19 protein-coding genes are annotated in these 25,808 nt (G+C 35.5%); 8 read left to right on the top strand and 11 right to left on the bottom strand.

Features of this window, described 5'->3' with window-relative positions:
* Positions 1-135 precede the first annotated feature (135 nt).
* From MODO_RS09420 to MODO_RS09405, 4 genes are all read left to right on the top strand, one after another.
* Positions 136-861 (top strand): OB-fold-containig protein, encoded by a 726-nt coding sequence (locus tag MODO_RS09420; RefSeq protein ID WP_006260182.1) that lies wholly within the window; start codon positions 136-138, stop codon positions 859-861.
* A gap of 25 nt (positions 862-886) precedes the next feature.
* Complete coding sequence (locus MODO_RS09415; RefSeq protein ID WP_006260183.1) at positions 887-2,962, top strand: flotillin family protein; 2,076 nt, start codon at positions 887-889, stop codon at positions 2,960-2,962.
* A gap of 118 nt (positions 2,963-3,080) precedes the next feature.
* A complete protein-coding gene (locus MODO_RS09410; RefSeq protein WP_006260184.1) occupies positions 3,081-7,922 on the top strand; it encodes a DNA repair ATPase in 4,842 nt (1,613 codons plus the stop codon).
* 76 nt (positions 7,923-7,998) lie between these two features.
* Positions 7,999-9,162, top strand: coding sequence for an MFS transporter (locus MODO_RS09405; protein WP_006260185.1), 1,164 nt, complete (start codon positions 7,999-8,001; stop codon positions 9,160-9,162).
* A gap of 36 nt (positions 9,163-9,198) precedes the next feature.
* Here the strand turns inward: MODO_RS09405 and MODO_RS09400 are convergent, their stop codons facing one another.
* The 4 genes from MODO_RS09400 to MODO_RS09380 all read right to left on the bottom strand — a co-directional run bounded on the left by MODO_RS09400 (position 9,199) and on the right by MODO_RS09380 (position 15,009).
* Positions 9,199-9,501, bottom strand: coding sequence for a helix-turn-helix transcriptional regulator (locus tag MODO_RS09400; protein WP_006260186.1), 303 nt, complete (start codon positions 9,499-9,501; stop codon positions 9,199-9,201).
* Between the two features lie 150 nt (positions 9,502-9,651).
* Positions 9,652-12,696, bottom strand: coding sequence for an SbcC/MukB-like Walker B domain-containing protein (locus tag MODO_RS09395; RefSeq protein WP_006260187.1), 3,045 nt, complete (start codon positions 12,694-12,696; stop codon positions 9,652-9,654).
* 6 nt (positions 12,697-12,702) lie between these two features.
* Positions 12,703-13,920 (bottom strand): metallophosphoesterase family protein, encoded by a 1,218-nt coding sequence (locus MODO_RS09390; RefSeq protein WP_006260188.1) that lies wholly within the window; start codon positions 13,918-13,920, stop codon positions 12,703-12,705.
* A 384-nt stretch (positions 13,921-14,304) separates the two neighbouring features.
* Positions 14,305-15,009 (bottom strand): DsbA family oxidoreductase, encoded by a 705-nt coding sequence (locus MODO_RS09380; RefSeq protein ID WP_006260189.1) that lies wholly within the window; start codon positions 15,007-15,009, stop codon positions 14,305-14,307.
* Positions 15,010-15,149: 140 nt separating this feature from the next.
* On the opposite strand from MODO_RS09380, the gene MODO_RS09375 reads away from it, so the two are divergent.
* Positions 15,150-15,365, top strand: a complete 216-nt coding sequence (locus tag MODO_RS09375; RefSeq protein WP_041893663.1) for a DUF2905 domain-containing protein — start codon at positions 15,150-15,152, stop codon at positions 15,363-15,365.
* Positions 15,366-15,372: 7 nt separating this feature from the next.
* On the opposite strand, the gene MODO_RS09370 is transcribed toward MODO_RS09375, so the two are convergent.
* A complete protein-coding gene (locus MODO_RS09370) occupies positions 15,373-16,569 on the bottom strand; it encodes a CynX/NimT family MFS transporter (RefSeq protein ID WP_006260191.1) in 1,197 nt (398 codons plus the stop codon).
* A gap of 100 nt (positions 16,570-16,669) precedes the next feature.
* On the opposite strand from MODO_RS09370, the gene MODO_RS09365 reads away from it, so the two are divergent.
* Complete coding sequence (locus MODO_RS09365; protein ID WP_006260192.1) at positions 16,670-17,452, top strand: AraC family transcriptional regulator; 783 nt, start codon at positions 16,670-16,672, stop codon at positions 17,450-17,452.
* Between the two features lie 17 nt (positions 17,453-17,469).
* Positions 17,470-17,787, top strand: coding sequence for a hypothetical protein (locus MODO_RS09360; RefSeq protein ID WP_006260193.1), 318 nt, complete (start codon positions 17,470-17,472; stop codon positions 17,785-17,787).
* 49 nt (positions 17,788-17,836) lie between these two features.
* On the opposite strand, the gene MODO_RS09355 is transcribed toward MODO_RS09360, so the two are convergent.
* The 6 genes from MODO_RS09355 to MODO_RS09330 form a co-directional block, all read right to left on the bottom strand.
* Positions 17,837-19,873, bottom strand: coding sequence for a dipeptidyl-peptidase 3 family protein (locus MODO_RS09355; RefSeq protein ID WP_006260194.1), 2,037 nt, complete (start codon positions 19,871-19,873; stop codon positions 17,837-17,839).
* A 98-nt stretch (positions 19,874-19,971) separates the two neighbouring features.
* Entirely contained in the window at positions 19,972-20,535 is a 564-nt protein-coding gene (locus tag MODO_RS09350; protein WP_006260195.1) for a DUF1572 family protein, read from the bottom strand.
* Between the two features lie 113 nt (positions 20,536-20,648).
* Positions 20,649-21,401 (bottom strand): NYN domain-containing protein, encoded by a 753-nt coding sequence (locus MODO_RS09345; RefSeq protein WP_006260196.1) that lies wholly within the window; start codon positions 21,399-21,401, stop codon positions 20,649-20,651.
* A gap of 88 nt (positions 21,402-21,489) precedes the next feature.
* Positions 21,490-21,927, bottom strand: a complete 438-nt coding sequence (locus MODO_RS09340; protein WP_006260197.1) for a MoaF-related domain-containing protein — start codon at positions 21,925-21,927, stop codon at positions 21,490-21,492.
* 68 nt (positions 21,928-21,995) lie between these two features.
* On the bottom strand, positions 21,996-22,574 hold the full coding sequence (locus tag MODO_RS09335) for a Crp/Fnr family transcriptional regulator (protein WP_006260198.1): 579 nt from the start codon (positions 22,572-22,574) through the stop codon (positions 21,996-21,998).
* A gap of 5 nt (positions 22,575-22,579) precedes the next feature.
* On the bottom strand, positions 22,580-23,149 hold the full coding sequence (locus MODO_RS09330) for an LOG family protein (RefSeq protein WP_006260199.1): 570 nt from the start codon (positions 23,147-23,149) through the stop codon (positions 22,580-22,582).
* Positions 23,150-23,320: 171 nt separating this feature from the next.
* On the opposite strand from MODO_RS09330, the gene MODO_RS09325 reads away from it, so the two are divergent.
* A complete protein-coding gene (locus MODO_RS09325) occupies positions 23,321-25,720 on the top strand; it encodes a TonB-dependent receptor (RefSeq protein WP_006260200.1) in 2,400 nt (799 codons plus the stop codon).
* Positions 25,721-25,808: the final 88 nt, after the last annotated feature.

Raw genomic sequence — 25,808 nt, 5'->3', positions numbered from 1 at the left:
TCAAAAGAGGTATCCTAAAAGGATAAATTGTTCGTTCATGTTATAATATTGTCAAAATAAAGCAGAACACTTTCTTAAAATTAAGTTATATTTGGTAAATTTTAAACACATATTAATATAATACCTTACTCATAAATGACAGAAATAATTCATCATTTATTCAATCCACTTCCGAACGCTATTATGAGTGTATTAATGGGGATAACCTTTATCTATTGGATATTCTCGGCTTTATTAGGAGGTTTTGATGGTTTTGATATTGATATGGATGTCAATCCTGAAATAGATGTTGACATAGACATTGATGCTGATGTAGATACAGACTTTGACTTACAACAAAGTCATGTAGACATTACTCATGACAAAGAAGTGGATGTAGCAGATCATGTAGATGTACGTCAGCCAAGTATCTTTATGCAGATACTTGAGTTTATGAATGTAGGGAAGATCCCTTTCATGATTGTATTAACCATCTTTAAATTCTTTACTTGGGCAGGTACATTATTAACTACTACAATTCCTAAAGTAGTGAATCTAGGCTTTTGGTCTGTTGTGATATTAATTCCACTTTCTTTTATAGCGATTATCTTAACACACTATGCTACACTTCCACTAGTTAAGTTTTTAAAGAACACTGGTTATCACGGTGAGAAGGCAATAGACTTTATCGGAAAAGAAGGTGTTATGTTATCAAGTATCACTGCAGATAAACAAGGAAATATGGAGGTAGTCATCGATCAAGATCCAATCAAGATATTGGTACAGAGTACAGATGGTAACCAAATAAAATATGGAGAGAAAGTCATTATCATTAAAAAATGTGATAAAGAAAATATCTTCCAAGTAAGAAGAATACATTAATTATTAACTATAAACACTAAAATCTATGGGTGAGTTTGGTCTAGGGACATTAATAGCTATTATTATAGGCGCACTTTTTCTATTAGTATTATTATTTTTTGCAATACTTGCATCTTTCTATAAGAAGATACCACAAGGTAAATCTATAGTAAGAACTGGGGTTGGAGGGACTAAAGTAGCTTTTAACAAAGGTATTTATGTGATCCCTGTATTCCATAAAATGGAGATTATGGATATCTCTGTAAAAAAACTACAAATCGATAGAATGCAAAACGAAGGTCTTATTTGTAAAGACAATATTCGTGCAGATATTAAAGTAGCTTTCTTTATTAGAGTTAACAAGTCTATAGAAGACGTAATTAATGTGGCACAAACATTAGGTTGTGAGCGTGCAAGTGATGTAGAAACGCTAAGAAATATATTCGAAGCGAAGTTTTCTGAAGCTTTAAAAACAGTAGGTAAGAAATTTGAATTTATCGAATTATACGAAGCTCGTAGAGAGTTTAGAGAAGAGATTATTAATATCATAGGTAGAGACTTAAACGGGTACATCTTAGATGACTGTGCTATCGACTACTTAGAACAAACAAATATCTCTTACTTAGATCCTCAGAACATTCTTGACTCTGAAGGTATTAAAAAGATTACTGAACTTACTGCATTACAAAACATCAATGCTAACCTTATCCGTAGAGATGAGCAAAAGGTAATCAAGAAGCAAGACGTAGAAGCTCGTGAAGCTATCTTAGAACTTGAAAGACAGTTATCAGAAAAAGAAGAGAAACAACGCAGAGAAGTGGATAATATCCGCGCTCGTGAAGAAGCTGAGATTCAAAAGGTACGCGAAGAAGAACGTCTTAAATCTGAGAGTGTACGCATCTCTACAGAAGAGAGTCTGGCTGTATTAGAAGAGAATAAACTACGTCAAGTAATCATCGCTGCTAAAAATAAAGAGCGTACTGATGCTGTAGAAACAGAAAGAGTAGAAAAAGACAGAGCGTTAGAACAAACAGAAAGAGAACGTATCGTAACACTAGCTCAGATTAATAAAGAGCGTGCTGTTGAGGAAGAAAAAAAGACGATACAAGATGTTATTCGCGAAAGAGTACAGCTTGAAAAAGGTGTTGTGGAAGAACAACAAAATATCAAAGACGTTGAAGCACTTCGCGCTGTAGAAAGAGAGAAACAAGTAGGTATCACTCAAGCAAGTAGACAAGCAGAAGAGAACTTAATCAGAACAGTGAAAGAAGCAGAAGCTAAAAAATCTGCTCAAGAGCAAATCTCTCAACAAATGCTGATCGAAGCAGAAGCAGAGAAAGAAGCTTCTATTAAACAAGCTGAGGCACGTAAGATATTGGCAGATGCAAAAGCTCGTGAAGATGCTACTATCGGATTAGCTGAGGCAGAAGTAATCAAAGCAAAAGCAGAGGCTGTAGAACAACAAAGTATCGTAGATGCTGCTAAAATACAACGTATAGCAACTGCTGAGGCAGCTGGTATCGAAGCGAAAGCAGAAGCGAAGAGAAAAGAAGGATTAGCGGAAGCTGAAGTGATGAAAGAAAAAGCAATAGCTGATGCTGAAGGATTAAAAGAGAAAGCAAATGCTATGAAACAAATGGATGGTGTTGGTAAAGAACACGAAGAGTTCAAACTTCAACTTCAGAAAGAAAAAGAAGTGGAATTGGCTGCTATCACAATCCAAAAAGATATTGCTCAATCACAAGCTAACGTATTATCTTCTGCACTTCAGACTGCTAAGATTGATATCGTAGGTGGAGAAACAATGTTCTTCGAAAACATTATCAACCAAGTAAGTCGTGCAAAAGGATTTGACCAATTAATCGATAAGAGTCAGAATGCTCAAGATATTAAACTTGCTTTATTAGGTGATGGTTCTACTATCAGTCAAGGTGAGTTATTTAATAATATTAAGCACTATGCAAGTCAGTTTAATATCACAACTGAAGATTTAAAGAATCTTAGTATTGCATCATTAGTACTTAAGATGCAACAAAACGCAACTGAGGACAATATGGGCTTACTTAGCAATATAGCTGATGCTGTTCAGAGTTTCGGTATAGGGAATAGAAAGTTATCTTAATGTATACTAATCACTCTTCTCTGTAGAGAAGAGTGATTTTTCTCCTATTTACCCCTACTCTATTTTTAATTTACCTACGTATTAGTCTTATCGTTCTAATACAAAGTATCCTTTATATATGGCTGAATTAGAAAACCAAAATATAGAATCATTAGATTCTAACACTTATGAGATTATACAGAAGAGACTACAAAGTCAGAAGAGCGATTTAATCCAACGATTAAATGCACTGAATGACGATCGTAAAGAAATCTTTACTTCTGTTGATCTAAAACTTATCGCTAATCAACGTATTACGACAGAAAACAACTGTACTGCTAGAGGTATTATTGCCTTTGATACAACTTGTATTTTTGCCTATAACGTACACTTTGGGCTAAAGACTGATATTCAGTTAAGTGATGTATTTAGTATATACCGCTTTGAAAATGATCAGTTCTTACCTCAACCTTTAGATTTTATCTATGATGAGAACTTCATCAGTGATTATAAAAACTTATATAAATACTATAGAGACTCTATCTTCAGCAGATTTAAGAAGACAGAGAATTACCTCTATATGGTATTCCAAACAAGTAAGAATGCAGATAACTTAAAAGCATTTAAGTGGTTAATCAAAGATAATCAATTGATTTATCAGGATGACCGTAGCATTCACGAAGTAGTAAAGAGTCCTCAGTTTGAGTTCAATTGGATTAAGACTAATCTTGAGAACAGACGCTTAGGAGTACACCCTCACGTATCTATACAAGACAAGGTATTTATAGAAGCAGTAGGTGGTGATATTACTTTTAAAATAGAAGACAACACAGATAATGGACAAGGAATATACTCTGAACCTGTAAAGAATGCCGATCAGCAGTTAGATGATGCTGATTACTTCTACGCTGACTTAGGTAACTTTATCGCTATACGCATTAAACCTTACCAAGAGGATTTCCGTGCTTTTATCTTTAATAATAGAACAAAACAAGTTATCAATGTACCTGCTTTAAACGAGACAGGTATTCTACTTCCTGATGGACAAGGTATCTTATTCTCTAATGGATACTACTTACAGAATGGAGATTATAAAATATTTGATAACAGTGTTCACAATTTAGAGTTTGTAAGAACTATTCCTTCTCATAATGGGGAGGACTACTTATATCTATTCTATCAAGCAGAGAACAATATCTATACCTTGATGTCTTATAACATCATCAAACAACAAGTAGAAACTCCTATCGTATGTAGTGGTTTCACTTTGTTTAACGATGGTAAGTTAATCTACTTTCGCTCAGAGAATGAAGCAGTAAGACATCACGTAGTACAGATATGGGAAACTCCTTATGCTGCTACATTAATAGAGAATAAGGAACAAAAAGAGAATCACTTATACAAAATAGGGAATAAGGACATCGTAAAAGCGATGGCTGAATGTCAAGAGATCATCCACCTCATCGATAAAGAAGATTCGTATGAAGGACTGTATGGTGATATAGCTAAGAAAGCAAATGACATTATAGATTCCTACTTCTGGATAAGAACCAAAGAAACTAAAAGCTTAGACGAACCTTTAGAACAGATTAGAAGTATTGCTAATACTGCTATAGATGAGTTTGAAAAAGTACAAGAGCAACGCAAGAGAGCCGCTGGTCTATTAACTGACTTAAAAGCAAAAGTAGATAAACAGCTCTTTAATGTTAAGAATGCTAAAGGTGATACGCTGGAAGGATTAGTACATCTATTAGCTGAAAACAGAAAGCTATTAGGTGAAGTCATCAGTACTCGTCAGACTAAATATGTTGACTTATCTATCTTAGAGAATTATCAAGAGCAATTGGGTAAGACCAATGAATCACTATCTGATAAAACAATCGCTTTCTTACTAAAAGAACAAGCACTCGTTCCTTATGAGCAAAAAGTAGTAGATCAAAAGGCTAAAGTAAATGAGGTAGTCAAGGTAATCGATGCTAATGCAATAGATGAAAACTGTAAAGCAATATCAGCTGAATTAGAACTGCTGATAGACATTCTGAACAGTTTAAAAATAGAAGACACTACTCAAGCGACAAAGATTATAGAGAAGATATCTGTAATATTTGCTTCGCTTAATGAGGTGCGCTCTCAACTGAAGAGAAAGATAGACTCTCTACGTACGAATGAGTCTATAGCTGAGTTTCATGCTCAATTAACCTTACTTGACCAAAGTATTATCAACTTCTTAGAATTATCTAATTCTCCTGAGAAATGTGACGAATACCATTCTAAAGTAAGTGTTCAAGTAGAAGAACTGGAGAGTAAGTTTGCTGACTTCGATGATTTCATCTTAAAGATAGCCGATAAGCGAGAAGAAGTTTCTAAAGCTTTTGATACGCGCAAGACTCAATTAGTTGAACAGATCAATAGACGTACAAGTTCGTTAGAACAGATAGGTCTACGTATATTAAAAAATATAGAGAATAAGTCTTCTTCTTTCAAAACGAAAGAGGAGATACTTGCTTTTTTCTCTACTGACCTTATGGTCGATAAGGTACGTCAATTAGTTATTGAATTAAATGACTTAGGAGATGTATCTAAAGCTGAGAATTTAGAGAACAGCGTTAAGACGAGTCAAGAAGATGCACTGCGTACACTGAGAGATAAACAAGACCTATTCGCTGATGGAGAAAATGTAATCAGTTTAGGTACTCATAAATTCTTAGTCAACAAACAGCCATTAGACCTTACTATCGTTAGACGTAATGATATTCTGTATTATCACTTAACAGGTACTAGCTTTACTTATCCTATTCATAATGATAAGATCTATGCCTATAAGGAGATATGGAATCAAGACATCATCTCTGAAAACAACGAAGTATATAGAGCAGAGTACTTAGCTTATCAAATAATACAAGAACTACGTACTAATCCTTCATTAGATATTAATGAAGCAGTTAAGTTTAGAACAGAACAGAACTACTCTGAAGGATATCTAAAAGGAGTACACGACTTTGACGGATTAGAGATTACACAAGCCTTACTGAAACTAAAAGCAGAATTAGGAATATTGACGTATGCTCCTGCTGTTCGTGTTTCGGCACAAGTATTCTGGTATAAATTAGAAGCGGAAGTAAGAGAATCTTTATTGAAGAATATCAATAGTGCTGCCGCTGTACAAAAGGTATTCCCTAACAGTACTAACTATCAATATATAATTAGTCAATTAGAGGAGTTATATACACAATGGCAATCTCCATTGCGTGAATTAACATACAAGAAAGACATAGCACATTATATTTTTGAAGAGTTCTCATCAGGAGTATTCTTTACAAAAGCAGAACAAGCTTCTCTATTAAAGAAACAGTTTGTTACTTTCTTACAACAAAAGAATGCTAGTGTAACCTTTGAGAATGATATTAACGATACTACCTTATCTACATTAGATGCTTTTTATTTAATACAGAACTGGTTGTATTCTTATATAGATAATGAACCTAAAGCTGCTATATATAAAAAGTATATTGATGAAGCATGTTGTTTATTGTTATTTGAAAAGCAATATAACTATACTTTAAAAGAGAGTACTGACACTATAGTCTTAAACAACTTAAAAGGAAACCACACTTTAATAGTACAAGATACTTATACATTAGACTATCACGAATATATGCACAAGCTTGAAGTATTCGAGACTGAGCGTGTCCCTATGTTTACAGACTTTATTGCTACTAAAGATATGTTACTAAGCGAATACAAGAAATCATTAAAAGTAAACGAACTGAAACCTCGTGTACTGACTTCTTTTGTTCGTAATAAACTGATTAATGAAGTTTACTTTCCTTTAATTGGAAACAACTTAGCCAAACAGATAGGAGTTTATGGTGATAACAAACGTACAGCACGTATGGGAATGTTATTATTAGTATCGCCTCCTGGATATGGTAAGACTACTCTAATGGAATACTTAGCCAATGCTTTAGGTCTTCACTTCGTTAAGATTAACGGACCTACTATTGGACACTCTATTACCTCTATTGACCCTACAGAAGCTAAGACTTCTGGTGCAAGAGAAGAACTAAAGAAAATAAACTTATCTTTTGAGATGGCGGACAACGTAATGCTGTACTTAGACGATATACAGCACTGTAGTTCTGAATTTCTACAGAAGTTTATATCTCTAGCCGATGGACAGCGTAAGATGGATGGTATCTTCGAAGGAGAGAGTAAGACTTATGACTTAAGAGGTAAGCGATTCTGTATCATTATGGCAGGTAACCCATACACAGAATCAGGAGAGAAGTTTCAGATACCTGATATGTTAGCTAACCGTGCTGACACCTATAACTTAGGAGATGTGATTGGTAGTACAGAGCATTTGTTTAAGCTAAGTTTATTAGAAAACGCTATTGCTGAGAATACCTATTTACAAAAGTTAAGTAGTAACTCTTTAGATGATTTCTATAAACTGATTAACCACATCGAAACAAAATCAGAAGAATCTTTATCATTAGAAGGGAACTTTAGTGGGCAGGAGATAGAAGAGTTTACTGCTGTATTAAAGAAATCAATCACAGTAAGAGATATTGTACTAAAGGTAAATCAGCAATATATCTTAAGTGCAAGTATGGACAATGCTTATAGAACAGAGCCTGCCTTTAAGCTACAAGGTTCTTACCGTGATATGAATAAGATGATGAGTAGGATAGTTCCACTGATGAACGATAGTGAAATAGATGAGTTAATCTTAACACACTATGAGAACGAATCACAGACCTTGACATCTGATACAGAAGCAAACTTACTTAAACTAAAAGAACTAGCTAACCGACTGACAGATGTAGAGCGCAAACGTTGGGAGGATATTAAAGATATCTTTGTTAAACAAAACAAATTAGGTATGGCAGGTAAAGACAATCAAGTGGCTCAAGTATTAGGTCAGCTGATGGACTTCAACCAAAACTTAGAAAGCATTGCTAAAGCAATCAAAAAATAATAATCACCTAAACGGTCTGTCTAAACAACAGACCGTTTTTTTATTTATACATTTACTGCCTTCAATCTAAAACCTTATGTCAAAACACTTAGCCCGCATAGCCGTTACTGCACTATTCTTCATCTTTGGAGGGATATCTGCCTCATGGGCATCGCGTATTCCTACTATTAAAGAAGCTTTCGGAGTAAATGACTCTGCTTGGGGATTTGTCTTATTATACATCTCTATAGGAACTTTAATAACTCTTCCTATAGCTGGTAGAATAATAGAGAAATTAGGCAGTAAAAAAGCAACTCTACTCTTTCTATTAACTTATTTAGTACTGTTAGTAGGTATTGGATATTGGGAGGTATTATGGCAATTAAAAGTAAACTTAGTCTTATTTGGAGCGATTAGTAATATCACTAATATTTCTATCAATACACAGGCTATTAAGGTCTCTAAACTATATAAAGGGCAAATCATAGGCTCTTTACATGGCACTTGGAGTATAGGAGGCTTTGTTGCTTCATGGTTAGGCGCAGAAATGATCAGTAGCTATGTCCCACCTTTAGAACATTTTATCTATTACTCTACCGTAGGGATTATTATTTCTCTTCTACTTTTTAAATACCTTATTCCTGAGACGAACGACACTACTAGTGATAATCCTATACTAACAGAAAAGAAAGGCTTTCAATTACCTGATAAGAACTTAGTCCTTTTAGGGCTATTAGCTTTCTTCGCTATGGTAGCAGAAGGAATGATGACAGATTGGTCAAGTGAATATATGAAGCATGTTACGCATGCTCCTATACAGCTTATCGGGTATGGGCTGACCGCTTATATGTTTGCGATGGCTAGTGGTCGTTTTATATCAGACTTCACAGTAAGGCGATTTGGAGAGCAGAGAACTTTACTCTTCTGTGGTATCCTCCTTTTTATAGGATTAGGAGCCTCAGTATTATTTCCTGGAGTATATACTACTATTATCTCTTTTATGATTGTAGGTTTAGGTGTATCCGCAGTAGTACCCATGTGTTATAACTTAGCAGGACATACTAAAACAATGCCACCTCAGCAGGCCTTAACGTTAATTACTAGTATCGGTTTTATCGGTTTCTTTTTAGGGCCACCAGTTATAGGGTTTATTGCACAGCACTCTTCTCTTAAGACCGCCTTTGCTATAGTAGCCTTTTTTGGGTTAGCTATCTCTCTACTGAGTAGATTTATAGTTATCGAATCTACCTCATCAAAATAAACAAAAAGCCCAATCATCGCTGACTGGGCTGTATATTTATAGTTCAATGGATATTGTCACCTTTCCGCCTAATCCTTTTTCTACAATATCATATAACGTCTTTAATGTCATATTACTTCCATTATTTTCTACTCGAGAGATATATTCTCTCTTCTTATTCACTAAACTAGCTAGTTCTGCTTGAGTTAGTTTTTTCTCTTCTCTTGCCTTTCTAAGCAATAATCCTACTTTAAAAGTCTCTACTTCTCTCTCTATCTCATCTCTTTTCGGTTCGCCAACTACACCAAACACCTCATCTTTTACTTGTGACCAAGTCTTCACATCTCTATTTTCTTTCATGGTGCTATTAATTTATTTTAACACTTCAAAGGTAATTTAAAAGTTACTTAAAAACAATACAAACTATAAATCAATGTATTAAGCCACTAAAACTATACCATAAAAAAGCCCAATCATCGCTGACTGGGCTGTAGTATCTAATAAGATTTACTAATAATTTATCACTACTTCACTACCTCGTTCTTCATCTTTTACAACGGATAGAGACATAGGGATACGCTCTTGTAGTTCGTCTACGTGAGAGATAATACCTACTATCCTATTCTCTTTATGCAGATTGCTCAACGTCTCGAATACAATATTAACTGACTCACTATCCTGCGTACCGAACCCCTCATCTATAAAGAAGAAGTTTCTATCTGACTTAGACAGACTCTGTACACTCTCTGCTAATGCTAACGCTAGAGATAAAGACACCTGAAAACTCTGTCCTCCTGATAAGGTCTTCACACTTCTCGCTTTCCCATTGTTCAAATAATCTATGATCTCAAACTCATTCGCTTCATTTAACTGTAAGCTCAATTGGTTATTCGTCAATCGATGGAAACGAGCATTCGCCATATCGCATAAGTTCTTTAAATAGATAGCTGACACATAGTTTACAAAACCAGCTCCACTAAACATCGTCAATAGTGTATTCAGATTCTTCACTCGTTTTTCTATTGCATCATACTGCTTCTGTAAGTTCTGCTTCTTCGCATAGTCTTTTTCTAAACGGTCTATTTCTCCTGCCAATTTAGCCACAGCCTCTGTCGCTTCTTTGACCTGTAGTTCTAACTTCGTTATTACTTCTTGCTGTTTAGCAAACTTCTCTTGATCAAAAGAAACACCTTCTAACTTCACTTCTAAAGTACTCACTGCATTACGGACTACCTCTAGTTGTACTTCGAATGCTTGTATTTGTTCTCTACGTTCTACAACATTAATCTGCTTATCCAACACACTACGCACTTCCTCTACAGATTGTACTTGATGATTGACTAATAAAGCTTTAATCTGCTCGTTAAACTGATCAACAGCTACTTTCAGTTCATTTAATTCTACCTGTACACTATTGCTCTCTGTCTGTAAGCTTGCCAACTTAGGAGACATCATCTGATATTGGTTCGTTAGATCTTTATAGCGTTGTTCTACTAAGGTTACATTAGCTTCTCGTTGTTGTACTTGTTGTACTAATAAAGTCTCCTCTAAACTTAGATAGGTCTCTATCTGCAATCTTATAATCTGTGTACTCTTAGACTTGATCTCACTCTCTAGACTTGCACCTTCTACTTCTATCGCATTTAGTTCTTTGGTAAACTTATCTACATGTCCTCTGTGCTGTTCTACTTCTTTTCCTACTGTAGCAAACTGTGCTTCCAGAGATTCTACTTGCTTATTCGCTAACTCAGCTCTTTGTTTTAACTCAATAAACTGTGCTTCATTCCCCTTTTCTATCACAGTCCAAACAAAGTTCTGCTGATGAGAGACTAACTCCTGTTGGAAGTGTTGTTCTCTCTGCTGGCTTTCTTGCCATTGTGTTGTTAAGAGTTTCTTCTTATCAAAAAGACCAGTAGCTTTTCTTTCATACTTCTTTAAGCGCTCTTGTTTATCCTTTATATCACTTAGACGAAGTTCACACTGCTGTATAGCAGAAGACACATCGTCTCCCTGAAGAATATGAGGGTGATGTGCAGAACCACATAAAGGACAAGGTTGCCCCTCGTGAAGCTCATTAGCGTACTGTACTAACTGTTGTGCTACTCTATGATTGCGCAACTCTACTTCTATCGTATTAATCTCTTGTTCAAAGTGATTTCTATACTTCTCTATCTCTTGTTCCCAATGATTGATATCCTTTAACTTTAGACCTAAGATATCCTTTTCTACTATTTGTAACTCTGTCTGTAGTGCATTCATATGCTGTTGCACATCTTGAATCCCTTTGTGAATAAAAGATTGCTGACCGAACCATGCCTCTATAGCCATCAGCATCGTTGTATCTACTCTAGCTGTTTTGGCAGTATTTAGTTCTATCTCCTTTTGTGCTAAAGCAAGTTTGCTCCCTTCTAATGCCTTCTCAGCATCTACTACAAAAGACTTTCCTTTGTGATAACGCTCTAATAAGGCCTCCTTAGCGAGATTAGCTTTCTTGATTTCTTTGATCAAATTCAACTCATACAACTCTGCTTTGAGGTGTTCTAAACCTGCATACTGTTGTTCTGCTACTTTGAGCTCATCTGTCACTTTCTTAAACTGGCTTTGTAGCTCTGTAGTTTCTTTTGTTAATATAGCTAATCGAGCCTCTCGATTCACTGCCTTATCTGCTGTCTTTTGTTGTTCTAACAGTACAGTAGAGAATGCTTTATCTAGTTGCTCATACTGAGACAATTCATTCTTTTGAGCAGTTATTTCAGGTAACTTCACTTCTAATGAACCTAACTCTACTTTCTTTATTGCCAAGGCTTCGAAGTCATCCTTCACTGCTTTGACCTTTTGATAACTGTCGTTCTCTTCCTTAAAAGTCTTACTTAGCACATTAAACTTCTCCGTCTCCTGTAGGTGTAGAGCCTTCTGCTCTGCTATCTGCTCCGTTGTGACTTGGCTAAAGCTCTTTAGCTCTCCTTCTACTAAATTCAGACTCTCCTTAGTCGAGCTATATAATCGTTTAGTCTTATCAGCGAGATCAAAACGGTCTAAGCCGAATATCTCTTGCATCATCTTCGTTCTGTCCTTCCCTCCTAATTCTATAAACTCTCTGAATTTCCCTTGAGGAATAATGATAGTGCGCTTAAAGTTCTCATAGCTCAGCCCCACTACTTCCTGTATATTCAACTCTTTCTGAGGTACCCAGATACCATCTTCATCTTTATACAGTGTTGCCTCACCTCTCTTTACATCATCGAAGCGCTTAGAGTTTCTTCTAAACTCTCTATAGATGCGGTATTTCTCATCCTTAAAATTATAAAACTCAAAGTCTATTACCGAACGGTCAGACTTTAGGTTCATCATATTATATGCACGGTTATCGCGAGAGTTCATACGCTCTGTCTCTCCATAAAGCCCAAAAGAAATAGCTTCCAAAATAGAAGACTTTCCCGATCCGACCTTACCGAATATACCGAATAACCCTGCTTCTATCAGACTGGTGAAGTCAATAACTTGTTTTTCTTGATAAGAATACAGTCCTTCTATCGTTAACTTAATTGGTATCATACTGCTCTAATCTAAAATCTCGTTAAACAAATCCATCAACTCCTCATTAGGCTCTTGCCCCTTATTGCGCTGTTTAAAGTAATCTCTAAACAGTCCTTGCATATCTTGCTCTAAGTTCACCTGTTTTACATTCGCTTGTTCTCCTTTATCCCCCAATGTTACTTGTGGGATAATCGTAATAATACCATCATGCGCAGTGTATAACCTCTTGATATCATCTCCATTTAAGAAGGTATCACTTACTATGGTTAACTCCACTAGATGATACGGATTTGCTACTAACCACTCCACAGCATCATCTACACTATTAAACTTCACTCGTGACAGTTGTCTTCCACTCTCTAGTGCCACCTTCGTATAGGTAATAGGTTTGCCCGCTTCTGCCTCTAAGATCATCACATACTTCTGCTGACCTGCTTCACTAAAACTATAACTCAATGGGCTCCCCGAATAAACCACAGGTCTATCTTCTACCCCCACCTGATGTGCTCTATGTAAATGCCCAAGTGCCGTGTACTGCACTTGCTCTGGAATAATGTCACTGTATATAATATCTGCATTACCTACCTTCAGAGGCTTCTCTCCATCAGGTTCTTCTAATAACTCTCCATTTCGGTTCATCATATACAGATGCGAGATCAATAGATTCACCCCTTTAGTCTTACAATACTTATCTGCTAAAGCTTGCCAACTCTCTCCTAACACCTCATTAAGAGCTGCTCCTTTATCTTCTGTGTCTAATGCTTTCTTTAGCCTTACCTCATTCGCATAAGGAGTGTGTAATATGCGTATCGGTTGTTTAAATCGATCTAATCTCAATTCAAAAAAACCATTTGTTGACTTCGATATTTTAAACTGATTTTCGATCTCAAAAGGAGTAACCTCAGCATGAGGCAGTCCGACTAAGATAATCCCGCACTCTCGTGCTAACGGATCTGGTGCGTCTATACGCTCAGGGCTATCGTGGTTACCAGCTATAGCGATGACAGGTCTCTCTCCGTTCTTCGCTAAGCGTTTAAGTGTTTTATAAAATAATTCTACAGCTTCTACTGGAGGGTTAAACGTATCAAATAAATCTCCTGCTACTAAGACTACATCCACTGCTTCGCGTTCTGCTATCTCGCAGATTTCGTCTAGCACTATACGCTGTTCGTCTAGGCGGTTAAAGTTATCTAATCTCTTCCCTAAGTGCCAGTCGGCTGTATGTAGAATCTTCAATCCCATGTATCTTTCTTTGTTTTCTAGTGCCTCAAAGATACTAACTATATAGAGGTTTCTCAGTCTATTTTAGGATTAGCTTCCTCATTTTTTTTGTCTCAAAACCGATGATACAAAAGAATTATAGCGACTTTCTTCCACGTGATTCCATATTGCTAACCTTGTGATAGGATAGTGATGGGCTATTTTTGGCACTTTTAAGCCGACCAAATGCCCATCACTAGCCGACCACATGCCGACCACCCTATCTAAAATGGCAGTAAAAAGACATTCATACTCAGTTTTGTGTTCCATGCCAACTAGCGTAATTCTCTACCCATATAATACAAAACAGCCCATTCATACACTGTATAAATGGGCTGTTCATATTTATAAATCAACTATAGGTACTTATATCTCGCATCCTTCTGGGCCACATGCTGCTGCATCACTACCACCTTTCATTTCGAATTTAGGTTGGCTTTCTTGGAATGCTTGTGTCAGTGCTTCTACAAAAGACTCTGTAGGTTGAGCTCCTGATACACCGTATTTTCTATCTAATACGAAGAATGGCACTCCTGATATTCCTAGAGCACGTGCTTCTGTAATATCTGCATTCACTTCTTCTAGTTGTCCATCAGTAGCTAAGAATGTTTTGATTTCCTCAGCACTCAGTCCTATTTCAGTACCTAAAGCAGCTAACACCTCAATATCACCTACATTTTTTCCATCTGTAAAATAAGCTTTAAACACTACTTCTTTAGCCTCATTCCCTTTCCCTTGTAGTTGTGCAAAGTGTATAAAACGATGAGCTCTGATTGTATTTACAGGAATAGACTGGTCTTGTTTAAAATCAATTCCAACTGCCTGTCCTGCTTGTTTTAAGTTCTCTAGCATTCCTTGTATCTGTTGCTCTGGCATACCTTTGCGTTTAGCTAGGTATTCTTTAGTAGACATATCTAACCCTTCTACTGGTAAGTCTGGATCTAGCTGAAAACTCTTCCACTCTACTTCTATCTTATCTGCGAAAGGCAACTGTACCAATGCATTCTCAAAATTCTTCTTTCCGACGTAACAAAACGGACACATAATGTCCGACCATATCTCTACTTTCATATCTTATCTTTTTAAATGAGGAGTTACCTCAATAACTCTATACTCAAAGATACTATTAAAACACCCTAATACCTGTCTCCTTAACAATAATTAAATAGTTTCCTAAAGGGAAGTGCATGTATTTTTATACCTTTACTCTTATGGGAAAAACAGTCATCTTTATCGGTTGTATCATCGTCATCATAGGTATCTTGATACAGTTCACTTCGTTTAATCTGGATTGGTTTGGCAAATTGCCTGGTGATATCCGTATCCAGCGCCCAGGTTTTTCATTCTTTATGCCGATTACCTCTATGATTATTGTATCTGTAGTAGGCACAGGATTACTATGGTTATACAGAAAGTTCTTTAGCTGATAAAGGTTTATTTCACCCAGTCGTTCTTACCTGCGATACCTCCTGATACAATCAAAGTAATAGACATAACTAATAAAAATATCAAGGACATAGACCAAGACTGTGTCACATCGAATAATGCTCCAAATACTGGTGGACCACATGCTGCGATTAGGTATCCGATAGACTGTGCCATACCTGATAATTCTGCTGCTTGGGTAGTGCTACTTGTACGCAATACGAAGAATAGCATCGATAAACTAAAGGCTAATCCACTCGCTGTACCAATTAATACACACCATAGTGCGATCATATTTACCTTAAAGATCAATAAACCTGCTATACCAATAGCAAACAATACTCCTGTACCGATAGCTAGCAGTTTCTGATTAGATAACTTACTCGCTATAATAGCTCCGATGAATGTCATAGGCAACTGTGCGAACTGCATATAAGACAATAACCATCCTGCATCTTCTTTAGGTATACCCCATGTGATAGCCACTTTAGGTAACCATGCTGCTAAACAGTAGAACAGTAGAGACTGTACTCCCATAAATACTGTAACTGCCCATGCTAGCTTAGATGAGTACATATTTACTTTTTTATCTTCTGTGAAGCCTCTATTACTTCCTTCGATTGCTTGTTTCTTTTTTACTTGAGGAAGCCAAATCAATATAGTCGCGATACTCAGTACTAACCATACTCCTATCGAACCTTTCCATCCCATCTCTGTGAATTTACCCAAGCTAATACTAAACCCTGCTGCTAACGCTGCTGTTAGGTTCATAGCTACTGAATATATTCCCATCATGGTCCCTACATTCTTCTGATAATTACTTTTGATATAAGCTGGCATCAATACATTACCTACTGTAATCGCTATCCCTACTAAGGCAGCTCCTAAAAACAAAGTAACTAAACTACCATAAGGTCTAATGACTAATCCTATACTCAATAGAATTAATGATCCTAATAATACAAGCTCCATACCGTATCTACGTGAGATCTTTGGCACCATACTAGATAAGAATCCGAATGCCATTAAGGGTATCGTCGTTACTAATCCTGCTGTAGTGTTAGACAGAGCTAGTGATTTACTTATCTCTGATATAACAGGACCTACAGATGTAAGTGGAGCTCTTAGATTAGAAGCAATAAATATGATACCTAACAACATCAGTAATTTCTTCATTTTAGATATCTCTTCTATCTTATTTTCCATTGTTATTTAATTTATTATTTACACATTGTTATTTCTAGGTGCAAAATTAAATGATTATAAATGTTTATATTCGCCATAAATCATAACTAAAACGACAAGAATGGATACATCACAATTAGTCGATCAAGTTGGAAAGAAAGGTTTTTCTTGGCATGCTGAGCTTTGGAAGCACAACAATGAGTTTCACCATCATAAGAAAGCTCAACTCGTCTATGTAGAATCAGGATATCAACATCTACACGTAGAGTCTTGCCAATTCTTATTACCTCAGAATCACGTGGCCTATATCCCATCCAATATGCCACATAAGACTACGCATGCGTCTGAGCATATCTCTCTACATACACTATACTTCGATGTGGATGACTTACCTCCGTTTTATGATGAGTTATACCTATTCTCTATACCTAGTGTATTAAGAGAAATGATTATGTACACTGAGAAATGGTCTATGAATATGGAATATGAGGAGAGTGAACAGACGTTCTTAAGAGCTATCTTATTAGAATTACCTTCTTTTGTACAAAATGCTGTACCTCTTATCACTCCCGTACCACGTACCAATGCACTGCTAGAAGTAACTGCTTATATACATAAACATTATCGATCTACTATCACTATAGATGAGTTAGCTCAACTGTCTTTTATGAGTATTCGTACTTTAGAACGTCAGTTCAAGAAAGAAACAGGTATCAGTATCGCTAAATATATACAGATGGCACGTATCATCAAGTCTATAGAACTGCTAAGTGAAGGACAATATACTATCAATGAGATAGCGTTACTCGTAGGATATAACAGTGCCCAGTCTTACAGTAATGTATTCACTAAACTGATGGGACAACGCCCGACTGAATTTATACAACATACATTCACGCTATAACCTATATCCTATCGTCTATGAAAGATATTATCTCTCTACTACAAAAACAGAAACAAGACATAATCGTAGAGCTAAAACAAGGTGATACTACTAATCAATACCTAATAGCCCAATTAGACAAGTCTATCTCTTGGCTAACGATGGTAGAAGATCATCAGTTAGACACGGTTAATCACTATGATATACACGCTCTACCTGATACCACTCATGGTATGTCTTATTATCACCTGATGATAGACTGTGAAAGTAGTGATCCTGTGGATTGGGTAGAATATACTCCTCATAATCGTCCTATAGAGATGTGTATGGGAGATATCATTATAGTCAAAAAATAAAAAAAGTCGGTTTATAACAAACCGACTTTCTTGTATAATCTTCTTGTAATTAGTTTACAAGTGGTAAGAAACCATATTCTTTAGCATAACGCAACATTTGTTCTTCAAATGATTTAGGTTGTTCGATTGCATAATCAGTCACCTCTCCTTTATCATTCTTCACTGGTACAATGTATGGGTTTACAAATCCTCTATATGGAGCAGAGTTAAACTTAGCATTACGCTCTAAAACTTCTTTGTGGATAGCTTGATCTACTTTCACACCATAAGTCTCTACTAACGCTTGTCCTGCTTTATAATCACCTTCAGATTTGATACGTTGAGTCTCTTTTAAAAGTTGTCCGAATAGATCGTGTAATTTATCATAATCCGTAATATTATAATATGTCTTACCATCGCGAACTACTTTCTCAATTACATTATCTTTTTTCCCTTTTTCGAATACCCAAGCACTCACCCATTGACGGTTACGCATATGAGCTTCTTCGATATCAGCACCTGGCTCTAAGCGCACTAACTGCGTCATTAATCCGTTACGAATATATCCATCATAAGCTGCTTTACCTACTGACTTCCAATCGTCAACTAATCCTAACTCTTGTAACTTAGGATTGTATAAATAGAATAGACCCACTAAGTCAGCACGTCCTTCTTCTAATGTAGAAGCATAACTCTTCAATGTTTCTTTTGGTTGTCCTACTCCTTTGTTGATTTGTCCAGATGCATGTCCGATTACCTCGTGAAGAGCTGTGTGTAGCTTATCTGCTAACTCACCATATTTCTCCTCTAATTGTAATTCTTCCTCATCGTGAACGAACTCTTTTAATTTATCCGAACCACCTGCATGATTATATGCATCGATAATATTACCTAAAGAGATAGACTTAGAACCGTGCTCTGCTCTAATCCAGTCCGCATTCGGTAAATTCACTCCGATAGGTGTACTTGGCGATGCATCACCAGACTCAGACGCTACGATCACTGTCTTATACGATACTCCTGTTACATTTTTCTTTTTATGCTCTGCCATTAATGGAGAGTTATCCTCGAACCACTGAGCTTCTTTAGAAAGAACAGCCATCTTCTTAGACATATCAAAGTCGTTGATTTGAACAACGCTTTCGTAAGATCCTTTATGTCCTAATGGGTCTGCATATACTTCGATAAATCCACTGTTGTAATCAATGTTTCCTTTAGTAGCTTTCACCCATGCAACGTTATAATCATCCCAAAGTTGAAGATCTCCAGTTTGGTAATATTTGATTAATAACTTAAGCGCATCTGCTTGCTCTTGGTTCTCTGCAACTGTAACAGCTTTTTCTAACCAAAAGATGATTTGATCAATAGCTGCTCCATACATTCCACCACTCTTCCATACTTTCTCTACTAACTTACCATTCTCTTTTACTACTTTAGAGTTTAGTCCTGTAGATAATGGACGGTGTGGGTCTGGACTCTTCATCGCATTATAGAATGCCTCTATCTCATCTTCTGTAATCCCTTCTCCATAGAAGTTGACTGCAGATCCTTTTACAAGACCTTTCGCTAAATCAAGATTTACTTTTTTACTATCTACATTATTAAATAGTACATTCGCTACATTCTGATCTAATGTAGTGTTAGTCTCTTTTAATAAAATAGAGAAATAAGCTTGAGAGAATCCAGGTTTTATCTTTTCGTTAGAATAATGGTGGTGAATACCATTAGAGAACCATACTCTCTTCACATACGTCACGAATTCTTTCCAATCCTCTGACTCTTTGTCTCCTTTATAGTTTTCGTAAATATTCTCTAATGCTTTACGAATAGTCAAATTGTGTTTATAATTCTGATCCCAGATAATATCACGTCCAGCATACCCTGCCTGACTTAGATAATACACTAATTCTTTTTCTTTTAATGTTAGATCGTCCCATCCAGGTACTTGATATCTCAATACTTCGATATCTCCAAACTGATCCACACTGTAATCAAACTTTTCTGTTGTAGTCACTTCGCTTGCTCCTTTTTCTGTCTCTTTCTTGTCTCCACATGATAATAACATAGCGGAAGCCAATACGATACAGGCCATTGTATTTAATTTCATATTGTAGTTTTTTACCGTCTTTTGACAAATATATAAAATATTGCACTGAACGACTCTACTAATTCTCATTCAAAATTAGGAATCTAAAAAATTATCTCTTACTTCTTTAGATAATCATCTACAAAATGAGTCTCTGAATTAGGATTTTCAAATTTATCTTGATTGTATTCTTTTGATTTATTTTTAGGAATGGTTAAAGACTTCCACTCTTCATTGCGTATCATCTTTCCGATAAATACGATCTGCCCTATATGGTAAGGGTAATGTGCTAACTGTCGATATAAAGCTTCTGCTACCGTATGGTCTTGGTTTCTGATTTTTACTACTGTATTAATGTTCTCTTCATTAATACTATCTATGGTACTGAAGAGAACATTCCATGCCTTGTCCCAATTCGTTATAAGTTCATGTCTGTCATAAATCCCATCTGTGAACTCATCATCTCTGTTTCTCCATGGCTTCTCTCCATCTTCAGTAAAAAAGTTAGTAAAACGAGAAAGCAGATTACCCGTAATATGACGCATTAACATCGCTATAGAGTTACTCTCTACATTGACCTTTTGATTTAATTCATCTTGGGATAGAACTAAAACCGTTTTATCTACGATCATTCTATAGTACTCGAATTGCTTGCGAATACCCTCTAATTCTTGTATAGTCATAATATAAATTGTATTGAGTTAGTATTTTTTGTTATAGTCAATATTTGACCATTTGCAATTTAAAGTTTATAGACCATACCATTCGTTTATGAGCAAAAAAAATAACCCGAAGGTTATTTTTTCTTTACTAAGGGATGATTTAACCCCTTAACATTATTGTTAATTACATCGTATGTCTTTAGATGTTTGAAAAGCTCTGTCAAGTTTCTAAAACCATAGTCTCTCGCATCAAAACTTGGATTAAGCTTACGAAGGTTACCTCCTACTGTAGCGATATAAGCTTCTACCTCTTCATCTACAGACATATCGAACGCTTTATCTATCAGTCTATACTCTTTTTTAGTCAATGATTTAGTATCGTCATCATCTGTGGTCTCTACCTTTTTAGCATTACCATTCGCTTCTTTAACTGCTGTAGTTGCTTTAGGCATTAAGGTCTCACAATAAGTAAATATCTCACATGACTGAACGAAAGCATTCGGAGTCTTCTTCTCTCCTACTCCCATCACAAAGATACCTTCTTCTCTGATACGCTTAGCTAAACCAGTATAGTCACTATCACTAGATACGATACAGAATCCATCTACCATCTTAGCATGCAGAATATCCATAGCATCTATGATTAGAGAACTATCTGTAGAGTTCTTTCCACTAGTATAATTAAACTTCTGTATAGGCGAAAATGACAAGTCATTTAGTAATTCCTTCCAGCTATTCATTTGCGGTGTTGTCCAATCTCCATAAATACGACGGACAGTCACCTTCCCATATTTAGAAACTTCTTCTAAAATCTTATCCAACAACTTAGCTTGAGCATTGTCCCCATCCACTAAGATTGCAATGTTGTTATTTTGTTTTTCCATCATATTTTCCTTTTCGAAAGCTCTAAAATACAAAAAATAGAACTACGTAAAGGGCATTGATGTCCAAAACATCTGTTAATAATTGATTTCTTTAATCAATTACTCTAAAAGTTCCTGTTACAAACTGACTTTCACGTTTGTGATCAGCTCCGTTATAAGACCAAAAAGCAGTTACTTCTCCTGTCTTCGTATTGATGATTTGACTAACTGTAAAGCCATCTTGTTCTATCCAGTTCAGAAAGTGTAAGTCCTCGCCAAGTGCTTTGTAGTTCATTTTCTCATCGCCTTCATTTACTGCTCCATTCTCCCCTACTGTACTCCAGTGTAAGGTATCTGTACTCGTATACTCAATAGTAGCTTTCATCTCTGGGAACTGTATTTCTGCTTTATGCCCAATTAAGGTACTAGTGTGGCTAGCACTAGTACTTTCTGCTATTTCTGATGGAGTAGATTCTTTCTCTGTTTTTGACTGACATGCTCCTGCTGACAAGGCTATTGCCAATGAAGCTATTATTATTTTGTTGTTCATTATTCTATAATTTTAAAGCAAAATTAAATTGCTCTAAGATCAAAAACATTGAACTAGTTCAATAATTATTATTTTTTCTTACTGCGTATTTTACTCAAAAACTCTTGGGAAATACCTAGATAAGAAGCTATCTGAATATTAGTTAGACGCTGTACCAAGGACGGATAACGCTTACAAAAGTCTTCATACTCTGCAGTAGCATCCATTGACAACTTATTTACAATACGTCGCTGAAGAGCGATACACTCTTGTTGAGTCATTCTTCTATAGATCTTTTCTAAGACAGGTATTTCATCATAGAGCGCTTCTTTGCGTTCTTTCTTTATGAGTAATACTTCACTATCTTCTAATGCTTGTATAAATATCTTAGATGGTCGTTCATAATTATAACTTTCTAAATCTGCTAACCACCAATCTTCTATAGAAAAATGTATGATGTGTTCTTCTCCTTTTTCGTCCAAACAGTATTCTTTAAAACATCCTTGTACTACAAAGGCTTCGAAGTCACATACAGCACCTGCTGTTAATAGATAGTCTTTCTTCTTTACATAAACAGTCTGAAAAGAAGAAAGTATTAATTCCTTCTCTTGTTGTGTTAATGTAACGCCTTTGCGTTCAAAATTATCTATTAATGAGGCTTTATTCATATTATTTATTTTTGAATCCATTTACCTTCTTTAGGCGCTTCATAAGCTTTCATCTTTTCTAAAAGCTCTTCTACCTCATCAGCTACCACAATCATATCTTTATTAATCTCTTTTAAGAACCCCATAACTACCATCGTATCTATCATTTCTAATAGAGGATTATAGAATCCATCTATGTTTAATAAGGCTACAGGCTTTTTGTGTAATCCTAATTGAGCCCATGTTAGCATTTCAAAGAATTCTTCTAAGGTACCATATCCACCAGGCATTGTGATTACACCATCAGATAATTCGTCCATTTTAGCTTTGCGTTCATGCATAGTTTCAACCATAATTAACTCTGTTAATCCCTTATGGCCTAACTCTACATCTGCCAAAAAACTAGGTAATACACCGATAACTTCACCATTTCCTTTAAGAACACCATCAGCTACTGCTCCCATTAATCCCACTTTAGCGCCTCCGTATACAAGCCCGATATGATGTTTAGCTAATTGTTCTCCTAATGTAAAAGCTTGTTCATAATAAATATCCTTAGTACCTGAACTAGAACCACAAAACACTGTATATCTCATTTATAATAATTTTAAATAGCAAAATAAAAAACTGAATATCAATAAATTACAAATAAAAATAAAAATTTTATATAAAATCAAACATTTTTTGTTGTAACAATTTACTCAAAAGTATGACTATTATATAAACCTTAATCAATTATTAGAAATAAACTTAACGAAAGAACTATTATGAAATTCAAATTAAGTGTTATCCTTTTCCTTACCATGGTTTGCTCTATTTATGCGCAACAAAAAGGAAAAATCACAGGAGCGATTTTTGACAAATCAATTAATCAATCCGTTCCTTATGCAACTGTCTCTATTAAAGATGGAGAGACTATTGTAACAGGTGCTATGTCTGATGACAATGGAAAATTCGAATTAACTGTTCCTCAAAAAAAATATACTTTAGAAGTACAGTTTATCGGTTACCAAACATATACTAAAGAATTTGAGTTAACTGAGGCTACTTATAACTTCGGTACGATTAACTTATCTCCTGAGGCGACAACTTTAGAAGGAGTTAATATTATCGCTGAATCATCTACAATAGAACAAAAGATAGATAGAAAAGTAATCAATGTAGGTAAAGACTTAACTACTGCTGGTGCTACTGCTGGTGAGATTATGAATAATATTCCTTCTGTAAATGTAGATAAAGATGGTAAGATATCTCTAAGAGGAAATGAGAATGTACGTATCCTTATCGATGGGCGTCCTACTAATATGTCTTCTGAACAGGTATTAAAACAAATTCCTTCTACTTCTATTAAGAGCATTGAGTTAATCACTAACCCAAGTGCTAAGTATAATCCTGAAGGAATGTCAGGTATTATCAATATCGTGTTACACAAAAATACAATGGACGGCTTTAATGGTTCTGTAGACACAGGAGTTACATTTGCTCATACTGTTAAGAATACTAACTCTATCAATGCTAACTATAGACAAGGTAAGTTAAACTTCTTCGCTAATGGTAGCTACTCGTATGGAAAATATAAAAATGACGGAGATATGCTACGTACGGATATTATGTCTCCTACAGAGATTCGTATGAATAATAAGAACAAGAACTACTTCTATAAAGTAGGTATGGATTATTATATCAACGATAACAATACATTGTCATTCTATACTAACCAAAGTACAAATGATAGAACAACAGATATGGATAACGCGACTACATATCCTAAGAACTTATTCGAAGATATCTTCCAAAAAACTGTTTATGATGGAGATAATAGATATAGTGCGTATAACTTAGCTTATAAACATCTATTTGAGAAAAAAGGTCATACTTTAGATATCGAAGGAAACTTTAGTCGTAACAAATCTACGAATGACGGAGATTACAATACGATTATAGGTAAAAATCCTAACCAAGTTTATCAAGATAGAAACAATGATAAAAGTGATTTAACAACAATCAACATTGATTATGTGAATCCTTTAAACGATCATACTAAACTAGAAGTAGGAGCTGAAGCTAGAATCTCTAGAGCGGATAACAACTTTGATTCTAATAATCCTTTGATTCCTGAGAAGAATAAAAAGATTAACAATGAATACAACCAAGATATCTTCTCTGCTTATGTAACTTTTGGTCAAACTTATGGTAAGTTTAACTACCAAGTAGGAACAAGATTAGAAAGCTATAAAGTAGAATCTAAATTAGGAGGAACAACTACTTTTAAAGATGATTACGTTACCTTATATCCGTCTGTATACTTAGGGTATTCTATGACAGATAATGATATGTTCAACTTAAGTTATAGTAGACGTGTAGATAGACCTAGTATTTCTCAGACTAACCCTGTTAGACAATTCTCTACTCCATTAATGACAATGGTAGGTAATCCTGAATTAAAACCACAGTTTACGAACTCTGTAGAATTAAATTACACAAGAATGTTTAATAACAAAAGTAGTGTGACTGCTGGAGTGTACTATAGAAAGATCAATAAAGAAATCAACCACGTTATCTACGATGACCCAGACAATGATAACCCAAATGCTTTATTAATGACTTTTGATAACTATAAGTCTAATGATGCTTATGGATTTGAACTTTCTGCTAATATCAAATTAACTCCATGGTGGGATATGCAACCTGGTATTGATTTCTCTAGTATTAAACAGACTGGTTTTGTATCTCAGTTAAACAGTACGACAAATCAAATGGATTTTATCGAACGCGATATTACTGCTAGTGCATTCAATGCTCGTTTAAACAGTAACTTCAAAGCGACTAAAAACTTAAGATTTAACTTATTCGGATTCTATAGAGGTCCCGTAGATGGTATCACAATGGACTCTAAAGAGATGTATAAAATAGATGCTGGAGCTAGATACTCTTTACTTGAAAACAAATTAAGTATCAGTGCAAGATTCAATGATATCTTCAATACTATGAAGTTCAAATACAGTTCTCAGTACCCTTATGCTTCTAATGGACAATTTACATGGGAAAGTAGATCAGTTTACATCGGAGTAAACTATATGTTCGGAGGAGGAAAAGGACGTGCATTACAAAGAAAGAACAGAGATTCGAATACAAAAGAAAGTGGAGGTGCTGGAGGATTATTCTAAAAAGCTCCCCTACCAACCAATCAACAACAACTTTTTTCAATTATTGCTAAAAAAGCTGTTACCTTAAATGGTAACAGCTTTTTACTTT

It is taken from the genome of Myroides odoratimimus, assembly GCF_001485415.1.
Taxonomy (GTDB): domain Bacteria; phylum Bacteroidota; class Bacteroidia; order Flavobacteriales; family Flavobacteriaceae; genus Flavobacterium; species Flavobacterium odoratimimum.
Note: the sequence above shows the minus strand (reverse complement) of the source record. Positions and strands in the feature narration are given on the sequence as shown.